General features: G+C 68.6%; 13 protein-coding genes and 1 tRNA gene. 6 read left to right on the forward strand and 8 right to left on the reverse strand.

The window, feature by feature from the left end; all coding sequences use genetic code 11:
- Positions 1–30 precede the first annotated feature (30 nt).
- Entirely contained in the window at positions 31–990 is a 960-nt protein-coding gene (locus tag CEK69_RS11840; RefSeq protein ID WP_226975139.1) for an AraC family transcriptional regulator, read from the forward strand.
- 111 nt (positions 991–1,101) lie between these two features.
- On the opposite strand, the gene CEK69_RS11845 is transcribed toward CEK69_RS11840, so the two are convergent.
- The 3 genes from CEK69_RS11845 to serS form a co-directional block, all read right to left on the reverse strand.
- Positions 1,102–1,191 (reverse strand) — tRNA-Ser (locus CEK69_RS11845).
- A 213-nt stretch (positions 1,192–1,404) separates the two neighbouring features.
- Positions 1,405–2,394, reverse strand: a complete 990-nt coding sequence (locus tag CEK69_RS11850; RefSeq protein WP_010342573.1) for a LysR family transcriptional regulator — start codon at positions 2,392–2,394, stop codon at positions 1,405–1,407.
- A 383-nt stretch (positions 2,395–2,777) separates the two neighbouring features.
- Positions 2,778–4,058: a serine--tRNA ligase gene (gene serS, locus CEK69_RS11855; protein WP_152245755.1), complete on the reverse strand. Its 1,281-nt coding sequence runs from the start codon at positions 4,056–4,058 to the stop codon at positions 2,778–2,780.
- A gap of 131 nt (positions 4,059–4,189) precedes the next feature.
- Between serS and CEK69_RS11860 the strand changes: the two genes are divergently transcribed.
- Both CEK69_RS11860 and CEK69_RS11865 read left to right on the forward strand, forming a co-directional pair.
- Positions 4,190–4,846, forward strand: coding sequence for an energy transducer TonB (locus tag CEK69_RS11860; protein ID WP_152245757.1), 657 nt, complete (start codon positions 4,190–4,192; stop codon positions 4,844–4,846).
- A gap of 105 nt (positions 4,847–4,951) precedes the next feature.
- Positions 4,952–5,212: a hypothetical protein gene (locus CEK69_RS11865; RefSeq protein ID WP_148829457.1), complete on the forward strand. Its 261-nt coding sequence runs from the start codon at positions 4,952–4,954 to the stop codon at positions 5,210–5,212.
- Between the two features lie 67 nt (positions 5,213–5,279).
- Here CEK69_RS11865 and aroA read toward each other — a convergent pair whose 3' ends face one another.
- The 3 genes from aroA to serC all read right to left on the reverse strand — a co-directional run bounded on the left by aroA (position 5,280) and on the right by serC (position 9,470).
- Positions 5,280–6,593, reverse strand: a complete 1,314-nt coding sequence (gene aroA, locus CEK69_RS11870; protein WP_152245759.1) for a 3-phosphoshikimate 1-carboxyvinyltransferase — start codon at positions 6,591–6,593, stop codon at positions 5,280–5,282.
- 563 nt (positions 6,594–7,156) lie between these two features.
- A complete protein-coding gene (gene pheA / locus CEK69_RS11880) occupies positions 7,157–8,305 on the reverse strand; it encodes a prephenate dehydratase (RefSeq protein ID WP_017916069.1) in 1,149 nt (382 codons plus the stop codon).
- Between the two features lie 79 nt (positions 8,306–8,384).
- Positions 8,385–9,470, reverse strand: a complete 1,086-nt coding sequence (gene serC, locus CEK69_RS11885) for a 3-phosphoserine/phosphohydroxythreonine transaminase (protein ID WP_152236277.1) — start codon at positions 9,468–9,470, stop codon at positions 8,385–8,387.
- Between the two features lie 154 nt (positions 9,471–9,624).
- On the opposite strand from serC, the gene msrP reads away from it, so the two are divergent.
- A complete protein-coding gene (gene msrP, locus CEK69_RS11890; RefSeq protein ID WP_152245763.1) occupies positions 9,625–10,593 on the forward strand; it encodes a protein-methionine-sulfoxide reductase catalytic subunit MsrP in 969 nt (322 codons plus the stop codon).
- A gap of 134 nt (positions 10,594–10,727) precedes the next feature.
- On the forward strand, positions 10,728–11,357 hold the full coding sequence (gene msrQ, locus CEK69_RS11895) for a protein-methionine-sulfoxide reductase heme-binding subunit MsrQ (RefSeq protein WP_152181386.1): 630 nt from the start codon (positions 10,728–10,730) through the stop codon (positions 11,355–11,357).
- Here the strand turns inward: msrQ and CEK69_RS11900 are convergent.
- Positions 11,326–12,123: an FHA domain-containing protein gene (locus tag CEK69_RS11900; protein WP_152245765.1), complete on the reverse strand. Its 798-nt coding sequence runs from the start codon at positions 12,121–12,123 to the stop codon at positions 11,326–11,328. The genes msrQ and CEK69_RS11900 overlap by 32 nt on opposite strands.
- Before the next feature lie 116 nt (positions 12,124–12,239).
- Between CEK69_RS11900 and CEK69_RS11905 the strand changes: the two genes are divergently transcribed.
- Positions 12,240–12,515 carry a polyhydroxyalkanoic acid system family protein gene (locus CEK69_RS11905; protein ID WP_017907797.1) on the forward strand — a complete coding sequence of 92 codons (276 nt, stop codon included), beginning with the start codon at positions 12,240–12,242 and terminating at the stop codon, positions 12,513–12,515.
- Between the two features lie 360 nt (positions 12,516–12,875).
- Here the strand turns inward: CEK69_RS11905 and CEK69_RS11910 are convergent, their stop codons facing one another.
- Complete coding sequence (locus CEK69_RS11910; protein WP_152245767.1) at positions 12,876–13,595, reverse strand: hypothetical protein; 720 nt, start codon at positions 13,593–13,595, stop codon at positions 12,876–12,878.
- Positions 13,596–13,674: the final 79 nt, after the last annotated feature.

Consider the following 13,674-nt stretch of genomic DNA (forward strand, 5'->3'; position numbering starts at 1 on the left):
CAACACTATCGGTGCCGGGCAGCCGAGCCCATGTTCGATCGTCGAAACATCTGTCGCTATCGTCCAGACATGACCGACCCGCTTTCCGACATCCTCACCCTCGTTCAGCTCGACTCGTATGGATTTCGCGGGTTGGACGCTGGAAGCGACTGGGGACTGCGTTTCCCACCAGCCGACGGCATCCGATGCTTTGCCATCGATTCGGGGGAATGCAGGATCGTGCTGCAGGACGCCAACTCTCATATCGCCTTGGAACCGGGTGATGTGATTCTTGTGCAAGGAGGAGCCGCCATGCAGCTGTATGCAGGCGCCCCCGTGACGTGGCAGGACGCCATCTCGTTCCTGACACGGGTGCCGCCTGGCCACGTCGCTGAACTCAATGGCGGCGGGGTGTGTCGAGGCATCGGGGGATTCTTTTCGTTGCGCGGCCAACATGCTGCGGCCATCCTTTCAGCGGTACCGCCGGTGGTCCACATCCGGTCTCAAGATCACAAGGCGGCGCTTCAAGCCAGCGTACGGCGCCTCATCGTCGAACTGCGCGAACCTCGGCCAGGCAGCGATCTGCTCGCTGGACACCTTGCGCAGGCGCTCTTGATCGAGGCCTTGCGCGCCCATCTGGAGACAGGCCAGCAGCAGATGGGATGGCTGGCCGCGCTCGGCGTGCCCGCACTGCATCGTGCCCTGACGGCCATGCACGCGAACGTCAGCCATCGGTGGACGGTCGCAGAATTGGCCGCCGCCGCACGGATGTCGCGCTCCAGCTTCGCCGCCCATTTCGAGCGCGTCACCGGCGAGACGCCGATGGATTATCTGACCCGGTGGCGCATGGCCCTGGCGTCTCATCGTCTGCTGACGTCGACGCTGTCGGTCGGTGCGATCGGCATGTCTGTCGGTTACTCGTCTGAAAGCGCGTTCGCGGTTGCATTCAAACGCAACTTCGATGCATCGCCCAGCCAGTACCGCGCGCAATCAATAGCGGCCAAGTTCTGACGCTGTGGGTGTCTTAAGGACGCAAACACTGCTTAGGTCCCACCGCCCTAGATCAACGCAGGCGTCCCGCCCTTAGGCTCCGCAAACGCCATCACGCCTTGACCGCCAGTGTGGCGGAGAGAGTGGGATTCGAACCCACGGAAGGTTTGACCCTTCGCCGGTTTTCAAGACCGGTGCCTTAAACCGCTCGGCCATCTCTCCGTTTGCGAACGCGGCGGTACTGCGGAAGAGCGTCGCAGCCGCTTGAAGCACAACGCCGCGGAAGCGCGACGCTGCAGTGCCTGTCCAGCCTGAAGCAATCGGTGCCGATGACGGCACCACATGAACCCCGAACCCAGGACCACCAGCACGGGCGCGCATTTTCGCACGCCCGCGGCGGTTTTGCTCGACCGACGTGCGCGGCCGGCGTCGCGATCAACCCGCCTCGACCGCCATCGCGCCCAGGGTCGAGTGCCGGGCCTTGGTGCGCTCGGGGCAGTTGCCGCCGCAGTCCAGGCGCGAGGCTTCGATCTGACGAGGCAGGTGTTCGGCGAGGAAGTCGATGAACACGCGCACCGCCGGCAGCAGGCCGCGGCGCGAGGCGAACACGGCGTGGCAGATGCCCTGCGGCAGCGACCATTCCGGCAGCACCACTTCCAGTTCGCCGTTGCGCACGGCTTCGGCGCAGACGGTCTCGGGCAGCAGGGTGATGCCGAAGCCGTCCTTGACCATGGACTGCAGCAGCGGGAAATCGAAGCCGGCCACGCGCGGCTGCAGGTCGACGCGGCGCACTTCGCCGGCCGGGCCGTGCAGTTCCCAGCGCTGCCGGGCCTCGTCCTCGCTGATGCTGAGGGTGACGTGCGAGGTCAGTTCCTCGGGGTCCTTGGGACGGCCGGCGCGGTCCAGGTACTTGGGGCTGGCGACCAGCAGTTCCTGCACCTGGCCGAAGCTGCGCATCACCAGGCTGCCGTCGTCGTCCAGGCGCGAACGCACACGCAGGGCGACATCGTAGCCTTCGTTGATGATGTCGACGCGGCGGTTGCTGATGTTCAGTTGCAGCCGCACCTTGGGGTACTGGTCCAGGAACATCGGCAGCAGCTTGGGCAGCTGCATCTGCGCCAGCGACACCGGCACGCTGACCCGCACCAGCCCGCGCGGTTCGGCGCTGAGCCGGTCGACCACTTCGCGCGCGGCCTGCGCCTCGGCCAGCATGGTCTGGGCGTGGCGGTGCACGCTCATGCCCAGGTCGGTGACGGCGAAACGGCGCGTGGAGCGCTGCAGCAGGCGCACGCCCAGGTCGCTCTCCAGCTGGCTGATGCGGCGGCTCAGGCGCGACTTGGGGATGCCCAGGGCGCGCTCGGCGGCGGCGAACCCGCCGTGGTCGACCACCATGGCGAAGTAGTACAGATCGTTGAGGTCGTGCATGTTCTTTCGATATTTAGAACGATGGGGACAATCGGATCCGGTTCATTCTACTCCTACAACGATTTGCGCTGCAGGGGACGCCGGTCGCGCTCGCGCGGTGGCTCAGGCACGGATGGAGGCGGTCGCAGGGTAACCCCGGCCGGGCTAGCGCGCAGTGACGGGACGGGAGTTCGGCGCACGCGGAACGCCGCTGCGGCGCGTGCTGCAGCAGGCATTGGATGCGAGCGCCCTGCCCCGTCCGGATCGAAGACCCACTCGTGGCGCAAGGCGGTGCACTGCCCGTATCAGGACACGTTGCCTGAGCGCAGGGACGGACAGGAGGGCGGCGCAGCAGCAACGGCGACGCGAGGCACGCCCGGGGCCGACGCCCCGGGCCCGAGCAATCAGCCGATCCGCTCGGCCCCGCCCATGTACGGGCGCAGCGCGTCGGGCACGGTGATCGAGCCGTCGGCGTTCTGGTAGTTCTCCATCACCGCGATCATGGCGCGGCCGACCGCGGTGCCGGAGCCATTGAGCGTGTGCAGCAGCTCGGGCTTGCCGGTGGCCGGGTTGCGCCAGCGCGCCTGCATGCGCCGCGCCTGGAAATCGCCGCAGTTGGAGCAGGAGGAGATCTCGCGATAGGTCTGCTGCGACGGCAACCAGACTTCCAGGTCGTAGGTCTTGCTGGCGGAGAAGCCCATGTCGCCGGTGCACAGCAGCATCTTGCGGTACGGCAGGCCCAGCGTCTCCAGCACCACTTCGGCGCAACGGGTCATGCGCTCGTGTTCGGCGGCGCTGTCTTCCGGGCGGCACACGCTGACCAGTTCCACTTTCTCGAACTGGTGCTGGCGGATCATGCCGCGGGTGTCGCGGCCGCCGCTGCCGGCCTCGGAACGGAAGCACAGCGAGTGCGCGGTCATGCGCAGCGGCAGGCGCTCGGCCTCGACGATCTCGTCGCGCACCAGGTTGGTCAGCGAGATTTCCGAGGTGGAGATCAGGTAGCGCTTCTGTTCGCCCAGCGCGGTGGCGAACATGTCTTCCTCGAACTTCGGCAACTGGCCGGTGCCGTACAGGCTGTCGGCGTTGACGATCACCGGCACGTTGGTTTCCTGGTAGGCGTGCGGGCCGGTGTGCAGGTCCAGCATGAACTGCGCCAGGGCGCGGTGCAGGCGCGCGATCGGCCCGCGCAGCACGGTGAAGCGCGCGCCCGACAGCTTGGCCGCCGCCTCGCCGTCCAGCCAGCCGTGGCGCGCGCCGAGTTCGACGTGGTCCTTGACCTCGAAATCGAAGCTGCGCGGGCTGCCCCAGCGCTGCAGCTCGACGTTGTCGGCCTCGTCCTTGCCGGCGGGCACATCGGCCTGCGGCAGGTTGGGAATCTCCAGCGCCAGCGTCTCCAGCTGCGCGCGGATCTCGTCCAGGCGCTGCTCGGAGGCCTTCAGTTCGTCGCCGAAGCCGGCCACTTCGGCCATCAGCGCGCTCGCGTCCTCGCCCTTGGCCTTGGCCTGGCCGATCGCCCTGGACCGGCTGTTGCGCAGGCTCTGCAGTTCCTGGGTCCGCACCTGGATGCGCTTGCGGTCGGCCTCCAGGGCCTCCAGGGCGGCCACGTCCAGCGCGTAGCCGCGACTGGTGCGCAGGCGCTCGGCGAGGTCGGCGGGCTGTTGGCGAAGCAGAGCGGGATCGAGCATGGGCGCGGGGTGCCAGGGGAACGAACCCGGGATTATCGCCTGTCCGTCGCGGTTTTGCCGACTCGCGTCCGCCGCGGCGCGCGATTCACTGCGGCTATGCCAGAATCGAACGGTTCCCTACGGTGAGTCCCATGTCCACGTCGCCCTCGTCCTCCAAGTCCGGCATCGTGCTGCATCTGCCGCGGCGCCTGCTCGCGATCGTCGGCATCGCCTTCGCCGCCGGCCTGTTGCTGTTCCTGGTGGTGTGGCTGGTCGGACGCAAGGACAACGATTTCTACAAGCCGCAGCCGGCGCAGCAGGTGCAGCAGGACACCGAACAGGTGAAGCCGCTGCCCGAGCCGCTGCCCGCCGGCAGCGCCGCCAGCAGCATGCCGCAGGCCAAGCCGGTCCCCGCCGGCGACGCGCCGAAGCTGGTGGAAACCGCACCGGCGCCGCCGCCGACCACGGAAGCGCCGGCGCCGGCCGCCGGCACCGATGCCGCCGGCAACACGGCCACCGCGCTGGCACCGGGCAACCGCCCGGTGCCGCTGGAAGGGCAGACCCCGCCGCCGCGCTATCCCCCGGCGGCGCTGCGCCGTGGCGATGCCGGCACGGTGGTGGTGCGGGTCGAGGTCGATGCCAGCGGTGCGCCCGCCGGCGTGGCCCTGCTTCGGCGCAGCGGCTCGCGCGATCTGGACCGCGCGGCGATGGAAACCGTGCGCCGCTGGAAGTTCCGCCCGGCGCAGCAGAACGGCCGTGCAGTGCCGGCCAGCATCGAGATTCCGTTCGACTTCAAGCCGGGGCCGTAACTGAACCGCCGCCCGGACGCGCGGGCGGCGTTCACATGGGGGTGACACCCCTGAGGCGGGTCCTGGGTGACACTGGACCCGTCCCACGGCACCGGAGTTGCCGCCATGCCCACCCCGTACAAGTCGACACAGCCGCTGGACGCGTGGAAGCGCCCCGCCCGCCCGTCGTCTGCGCGCGGGGAAGCGCATGCGCGGGCCGATCGCGGGTCGCCGTGGGCCTGGATGATCGTGATTGCACTGGCTCTGGCGGTGGCCGGCTGGTGGCTGGCCGTGGACCGCGACGACGACGGCAGCGGCTACCGAGCTACCCAGTCGACACCGTCGACACCCGCCAACGATCCGCCGCGTCCGCAGCCGACGCACTGACGTTTCGACAACCCGACTTGCCTCTTCCCCCGGCCGCGCTTGCACGCGGCCGGTGCTGCGCAGGCGATCAGGCGGTGCGCAACGCGAAGCCGGCGCCGCGCGCCAGCGTGTCGAAACCCGGGAACGACGTCGCCACGTTCGCCACATCCTGGATCCGCACCTCGCCTTGCGCCAGCTGCCCGGCGATAGCGAAGGCCATGGCGATGCGATGGTCGCCGTGGCTCTCGATGGTCCCAGCGCCCAGCGTGCCGCCGTGGATGGTGGCGCCGTCCGGGGTCTCATCGACGACGATGCCCAGGCTGCGCAGCCCGGTGGCCATCGCCGCCAGGCGGTCCGATTCCTTGACCCGCAGCTCCGCCGCGCCGCTGACCACGGTCTGCCCGTCGGCGGCGGCGGCGGCCACGAACAGCGCCGGGAACTCGTCGATCATGTCCGGCACTACGCTCTCGGGAATCGTCGCGCCGCGCAGCGCCGCGTAGCGCACCCGCAGGTCGGCGACCGGCTCGCCGCCGTGCTCGCTGTGGTTGTGCTCGACGATGTCCGCACCCATCAAGCGCAGCGCGGCCAGCAGACCCGTTCGGCGCGGATTGAGCCCGACCGCCTTCAGGGTGATGTCCGAGCCGGGAATGATGCTGGCGGCGACGATGAAGAACGCCGCCGAGGAGAAGTCCGCCGGCACCGCGATATCGGTGGCGCGCAGACGCTGGCCGCCGCGCAGCCGCGCCTGGCCCGGCGAGAACTCGATGTCCACGCCGAACGCGGACAGCATGCGCTCGGTGTAGTCGCGGGTGGGATGCGGCTCCTGCACCGTGGTGACACCGTCGGCATACAGACCGGCCAGCAGCACCGCCGACTTGACCTGGGCGCTGGCCACCGGCGAGACGAAGTCGATGCCGCGCAGCGGCTGGCCGCCATGGATGCGCAGCGGCGGCACGCCATTGGCCTCGGTGTCGATGCGTGCGCCCATCAGCGCCAGCGGCTCGGTGACCCGGCGCATCGGCCGCTTGGACAGCGACGCATCGCCGACCAGCACGCTGTCGAACGGCTGCGCCGCGAGCAGCCCGGCGAGCAGACGCATGCCGGTGCCGGCGTTCCCGCAATCCAGCTCGCCCTGCGGCGCCTGCAGCCCATCCACGCCCACGCCATGCACGACACGCTGCGACGGCGACGGCGTCTCGATCCGTACCCCGAGCCGCGCGAAGATCGCCGCCGTCGAACGCGTGTCCTCGCCCTCGAGAAACCCCTCGATCCGCGACGTGCCATCGGCCAACGCCGCGAACATCACCGCCCGGTGCGACACCGACTTGTCCCCCGGCACCGTCAGCGTGCCCTGCAGCGCAGTGCCGCGCGTTGCGATCCAGCCTTGCTCGTTGCTCATCATCGTTCCTGAAAGTCCAACCACCCGAAGATCCACCACCACCCGGCGACATCGGCGCCGCTACAGCGCGCTTGCGCTGCTGCCACGACGCCTACACCAAGTCAGCCACCGCCGTTGCCGGTGCCGTTGCTGTTGTTCCTGCTGTTGCTGTTGTTCCTGCTGTTGCCGTTGTTCTTGCTTTCGCTGTTGCTCTCAATCCCCCGTGAGGGCTGGCGGACACGGCGGGTAAAACCCCGTGAGGGGCGGCGCGCAGGATGCGCGTCGTTTTCGGCAGGCACATGGATGTGCCTTCCGAAAATTCCCGTCGTGTCCGAGGACCCCGCGCGCAGCGCGGGGCAGCCCGCCCGGGGGTGTGTTTCTTTTGGTTACTTTTCTTTGCACAAGCAAAGAAAAGTGACTCGCGCGTCAGCGCGAAAGCTGTTGCCGTTAAAGCTGTTGCTGCTGAAGAAGCGGTTTCACATTCCAGGGAATGCCCCGTCGCGGCTGAAGCCGCTCCTACAGGTGCACATCTCCTAGTGACCAAAGCGCCCTGCAGCGGTTAGAGACGAAGCAACCGCGGAACCAAATCAAGGCACCGCCACCGGATACGACCCCAACACCTTGATCTGCGCCGAATGCGCCTTCAACTCCGCCAACGCCAACTTCATCGCCTCATCCTCCACATGCCCCGCCAGATCGATGAAGAACCCGTACTCCCACTTCGCCTGATGCGACGGCCGCGACTCGATCCGATTCATGCTGATCCCATGCCGCGCGAACGGACTGAGCACATCGAACAACGCACCCGGCTTGTCGTGGATGAACACCAGCACCGACGTACGATCGTGCCCCGACGGCGGGAAGATCTGCCGCCCGATCACCAGGAAGCGCGTCGTGTTGTCCGCGTCGTCCTCGATCGACTTCATGATCACCTTCTTCAGCGCATACACATGCGCCGCGCTCTCCCCGCCGATCGCCGCCGCATCGTCGGCATTGCGCGCCCGGCGCGCGCCCTCGGCGTTGCTGGAGACCGGAATCTTCTCCACCTTGGGCAGGTTCGCGCGCAACCAGCCGGCGGTCTGCGCGAACGACTGCGGATGCGCGTAGATCCGCTCGATCGCGTCCAGCCGCCCGCTGCGCGAGAGCAGGAACTGGTGCACGCGCAGCTCGGTCTCGCCGCAGATCTTCAGGTTGGAGGTCAGGAACATGTCCAGGGTGACCTGGATCGTGCCCTGCCCCGAGTTCTCCACCGGCACCACGCCGAAGTCGGCGTTGCCGCTTTCCACTTCCTGGAACACTTCCTCGATGGTGGCCATCGGCAGGCCCACCGCCGAGCGGCCGAAGTGCTTGAGCACCGCCTGCTGGCTGAAGGTGCCCTCCGGCCCCAGGTAGCCGATCTTCAGCGGCTCCTGCTGCGCCAGGCACGCGGACATGATCTCGCGGAACACGTGCACCAGCACTTCGTCGCTGAGCGGGCCCTGGTTGCGGTCCACCACCATGCGCAGCACCTGCGCCTCGCGCTCGGGCCGGTAGTAGTCCACCGCCGCGGCAAGCTTGCCCTTGGCCTTGCCGACCTGGTGCGCGAACTGCGCGCGCTCGGCGATCAGCGCCTGGATGGTGCGGTCGATCTCATCGATCTTGGCGCGCACGTCGGCCAGGGCCGGCGTGGCGGCGGGTTTCGCGGACTTGGCCGGCTTGGCGTCGGCGGCGGGAGATTTCTTCGGCTTTGCGGCCATGGATCGGGGGTTCCTCGGTGGTCCGGATCGCCGAAGCGATCCGGTCGCGGCTGAAGCCGCTCCTACAAAAATCGGCGACTCAGCCGTGGCGCTGCTGGAAGTCGTGCATGAACGCGACCAGCGCCTGCGCGCCAGCCAGGGGCATGGCGTTGTACAGCGACGCGCGGATGCCGCCGACCGCCTTGTGGCCCTTCAGCGCCAGCAGGCCGGCCGCCTTGGATTCGGCGACGAAGCGCGTGGTGAGAGTCTCGTCCGGCAGGAAGAACGGGATGTTCATCCGCGAGCGCACTGCCGCCGCGACCTCGTTGCGATAGAAGCCACCGGAGGCGTCGATCGCCGCGTACACCAGCGCCGACTTGGCCTGGTTGCGCGCGGCGAACGCCTCCACGCCGCCCTCGGCCAGCATCCACTTGAACACCAGCCCGGCCAGATACCAGTTCCAGGTCGGCGGGGTGTTGAGCATGGAGTCGCGCGCCACATGCGAGCGGTAATCGAAGATGTCCGCGCGCGGCTGGCCGGCGCGTTCGAGCAGGTCGCGGCGGATGATCACCACCGTGACGCCGACCGGGCCGAGGTTCTTCTGCGCGCCGGCGTAGATCAGCGCGTACCTGGAGACGTCGATCGGCTCGGAGGCGATGCTGGAGCTGAAGTCGGCGAACAGCGGCACGTCGCCAACGTCGGGCGTGTCGCGGAACTCCACGCCGTGGATGGTCTCGTTGGCGGTGATGTGCACGTAGGCGGCATCCTCGCGCAACTGCCAGGCCGCGCGCGGCGGGATGTCGCGGAAGCCGTCGGCCTCGCTGCTGGCGGCCACGTGCACGTCGACGTACGGCCCGACCTGCTTGATCGCGGTCTTGCCCCAGTGCCCGGTCACCACGTAGTCCACGGTCTGCCCGGGCGCGGCGAAGTTCAGCGCCAGCAGCGCCTGCTGGGTGGTGGCGCCACCGGCCAGGAACAGCACGGCATAGTCGTCGGGAATGCCGATCAGCCGGCGCAGGTCGGCGTCGGCCTGTGCCGCCACCTCCATGAACTCGGCGCCGCGGTGGCTCAGCTCCACGATCGAGGCGCCCACGCCATTCCACTCCAACATCTCCGCCTGCGCCTGGCGCAGGACCGATTCCGGCAAGGCAGCGGGGCCGGCACTGAAATTGAACGCGCGCGTCATGGGGCACCTATCGGACAGAACCCCTAGTATGCCGCAGCGCAACAGCTTGCGGCCCGGGCAATTTAGGTTGCATTTGCATCCATTCGCCCTGCGCATGCGTAGTCTGTGGTGAAGTCCCCGCCACTGCTCGCCCCCTTCGCTCCAGGAGTCCGCCATGTCGTTGCGCGATGCCCTCACCGTTCCCAGCCGCGAGATCACCGACGAGGCGGTCTACCGCGACCGGCGGCGCCTGCTGCAGGCCCTGGCGCTGACCCCGGTGGCCGGCCTGGTCGGCTGCGCCGACGCCGAGCCGCCGGCCCCGCCCAAGACCGTGGTGACGCCGGAGCAGGCGCGCAGCGGGTTCCGCACCAACGAGGAGCTGACCCGCTACGAGGACGTGACCAGCTACAACAACTTCTACGAATTCGGCACCGACAAGACCGATCCGTCGAAGGCGGCCAAGACCCTGCGCACCTCGCCGTGGTCGGTGAAGGTCTCCGGCGAATGCGAGAAGCCCGGCACGCTGTCCCTGGACGACCTGCTCAAGGGCCATACGCCCGAGGAGCGCATCTACCGCCTGCGCTGCGTGGAAGGCTGGTCGATGGTGATCCCGTGGCTGGGCGTGCCGCTGGGCGACGTGCTCAAGCGCTTCGCGCCGACCTCCAAGGCCAAGTATGTCGCCTTCACCACCCTGGCCGATCCCAAGCAGATGCCCGGCATCCGCTACAGCTCGATCGACTGGCCGTACAAGGAAGGCCTGCGCATCGACGAGGCCGTGCACCCGCTGACCCTGCTCGCCACCGGCCTGTACGGCAAGCCGCTGCCGCAGCAGAACGGCGCGCCGCTGCGGCTGGTGGTGCCGTGGAAGTACGGCTTCAAGAGCATCAAGTCGATCGTCGAGATCCGCTTCGTCGAGCGCATGCCGGAAACCGCTTGGCACGAGCTGCAACCCTCCGAGTACGGGTTCTTCTCCAACGTCAATCCGGCGGTGGACCATCCGCGCTGGAGCCAGAAGACCGAGCGCCGCATCGCCGGCAAGGCCAGCAAGCTGTTCGCCGAGCGCATCCCCACCCGCCCGTTCAACGGCTATGCCGATCAGGTGGCGTCGCTGTATGCGGGGATGGATCTGAAGAAATGGTATTGAGGAGAGGCTGGGAATGGGGAACTGGGAATCGGGAATGGGAAAAGCGCGGCGCCTGGTGGTTGCCTCGCGCGACGGCTGGAATCGCAGTCGGCGTGCCGCGTGGCGCCTGTGCCAACACGGCGCGATGACGGCGCATGGCTAAGACCTCCGCTTCGTTGATCGCCGCCAAGGCGGTGGTGCACGCGCTGGCGCTGGCGCCGATGGCGTACCTGGGCTGGCAGTTCTGGCAGGTGTGGCAGACCGGCAGCGATGCGCTCGGTGCCGATCCGGTGGCCGAGGTCGAGCACCGCACCGGGTTGTGGGCGCTGCGGCTGCTGCTGTTGACCCTGGCCATCACCCCGCTGCGGCAACTGACCGGGCAATCGGTGCTGCTGCGTTTCCGGCGCATGCTCGGGCTGTACGCGTTCTTCTACGCGACCGTGCATCTGGCGGCCTATCTGGGGTTGGACCTGCGCGGCTACTGGACGCAGATCTTCGAGGAGATCGTCAAACGCCCGTACATCACCGTCGGCTTCATGGCGTGGCTGCTGCTGGTGCCGCTGGCGATCACCTCCACCCAGGGCTGGATGCGCCGGCTCAAGCGCAACTGGGGCAAGCTGCACAAGGCGATCTATGCGATCGGCGTGCTCGCCGTGCTGCACTTCTGGTGGCTGGTGAAGTCGGACATCCGCGAACCGCTGCTGTACGCGGCGATCCTGGCGGTGCTGCTGGGCTGGCGCGGCTGGCGGGCGCTCAGCGCGCGCCGAACCACAGCAGGCCGCTGAGCGCGGCGGCCAGCAACAAGGCGCTGAGCAACAGCCACGGCCAGCGCCGCGCGGTGGCAGGGTGCGGCGCCACCGCCGGGGTCAGCGCCAGCGCGGCCAGTGCCGGGTCGTCGCGCAACGGCTCGGCACCGACGACCTGCGGGACTTCCAGCACGAAGCGGTGCTGGGCATCGAATACCACTTGGTCGCCGGGCTGCAGCCAGCAGCTGCGCACGGCGACGCCATTGACCTGGGTCTGCGCCTCGCCGAAGCCGCGCAGCAGCACCCGCTCGCCATGCCGTTCCAGGCGCGCGTGCTGCTCGGCGCAGGCCGGATCGTCGATGCGGATGTCGCACTCGCGCAGGCGGCCGATGCTGCGCACCCGGTCCACGGTGAAACTGCGGCCATGGTGCGGACCGCCGACGCCGCGCAGCACCAGGCGCGGATCGTCGTACTCGGCCTCGCTGACCTCAGGCAGGCGCTGCAGCGGCTCGCACTTGCCCTGCACCACCATTTCGACGCCGTCGGCGTAGACCGCGTCGCCGGCGCGCAGCAGCGCCATGCGCCGCACCGGGCGGCCGTTGACGTGAATGCCGCGGCTGCCGTTGGCGACCTGCAGCCACAGACCGCGCCGGTCCAGGCAGAACTGCGCCAGCAGCAATGCGCCCTGGGTGTCGTCGACCACGCTGACCTGGCCGGAGGCCAGCCGCACGATGCGATGCACGCCCGCGCGCAGGGGCCGGTCGGGATGTTGGCGGTTGCTGAAATGGACTTGCAGATCGTGCACGGCGGGCAGCCTAGCAGGTTGCCTGCGAGTGCAGAAGCGCGCGCGCTGGACAATGCACCGCGCATACGCACAATGCCTGATCGTTCACGCGGGCACCCGCCCGCACAGGAGCCAGCATGTCCAGCATCGACATCCGCCACGACCACGACAAGACCCCCGCACAGGCCCGCAAGGCCATCGAAACCGCCGCCAAGAAACTGTCCGAGCGCTTCGACCTGGAATCGCACTGGGATGGCGATTCCCTGCTGTTCTCGCGCTCGGGCGTGGACGGACGCATCGAGCTGCTGCCCAAGCAGGTGCACGTGACTGCCGAACTGGGCTTCCTGCTGTCGGCGATGAAGGGCACGGTGGAAAGCGAGATTCGGCGGGTGCTGGCGGAAAAGCTGGGCTGATCAGTGCATCGAGCCCCTCTCCCCTCGGGAGAGGGGTTGGGGTGAGGGTGCGGTACCAAGCGCTGACGCAATCAGTTGCACGAGGCTTCGCCCGTACCCTCATCCGCCCCTGCGGGGCACCTTCTCCCGAGGGGAGAAGGGAGAAGCCAAAGCCCCTCTCCCCTCGGGAGAGGGGTTGGGGTGAGGGTGCGGCACCAAGCGCTGACGCAATCAGCTGCACGAGGCTTCGCTCGTACCCTCATCCGCCCCTGCGGGGCGCCTTCCCCCGCAAAAGGGGGCCATGGTCCCGGCGGGAGAAGGGAGCAGCTAAAGCCCCTCTCCCGACGGGAGAGGGGTTGGGGTGAGGGTCCGACCGCTGACTCACTCCAACGCAAACGGATCCGGATCGCCCGCAAACAACCGCCGCGACACGGCGCGCTCGGTGGTCTCGATATCGCCGATGAACCCCTCGGCGTCGCCCAGTGTGGAGAACGCGTCGAAACCCCGCTCCAGGAATCCCTGCAGTTCCGACAGCCCCGCCGCCTTGGCCGGGCCGCGGGCGAAGCGCAGCAGCATGCGCACGCCCGGCGTATGCACCGCCTTGGCCAGGCCCAGACCGACGCGGGCGATCAGGTCGATCTGGCGTTGGCGCAGCCGCGGCAAGCCGGTCTGCCGATAGGCCTCGGCATACAGCGCCGCGTCCAGACGCTTGCGCCGCGGCGCCAGGGCCTGCAGCGCCTCGGCCATGCGCAGGTCCAGGGCGTGGGTCAGCGCACCCAGCTCGATGCCGTCGGCGACCGTGTCCAGCAGCGACGCCGGCATCAGCCGCTGCATCATCGGCAACACCTTGACGATGTCGGCGTCGCGACGGCTGAAGTCGCGATCGCCATAGACGTCGGTGAGGAAGAACATCGCCGCCGGACGCCGCTGCGGATCCTCCAGGAAATGCTCGAAGCTGTGCTCCAGCCGCTCCGATTGCCAGCGCCGCAGTTCCTGCAGCCAGCGCAGCGCATTGCGCGGTTCGCGCACGGGGTCGTGCAGCGCCTGGTGCCACGCCAGGCGGCGGCCGAGTCGTTCCAGGACGGGAGTGCTGCGCGCCATGGGCGCCGATGATGGTCGCAGCCCGGCACGACCGCAAGCGTCACGGCGCTCGGCTACACTCGCGCCACTGCCTCCTGCG

The organism is Xanthomonas sp. LMG 12462, assembly GCF_009192885.1.
Lineage (GTDB): Bacteria > Pseudomonadota > Gammaproteobacteria > Xanthomonadales > Xanthomonadaceae > Xanthomonas_A > Xanthomonas_A sontii.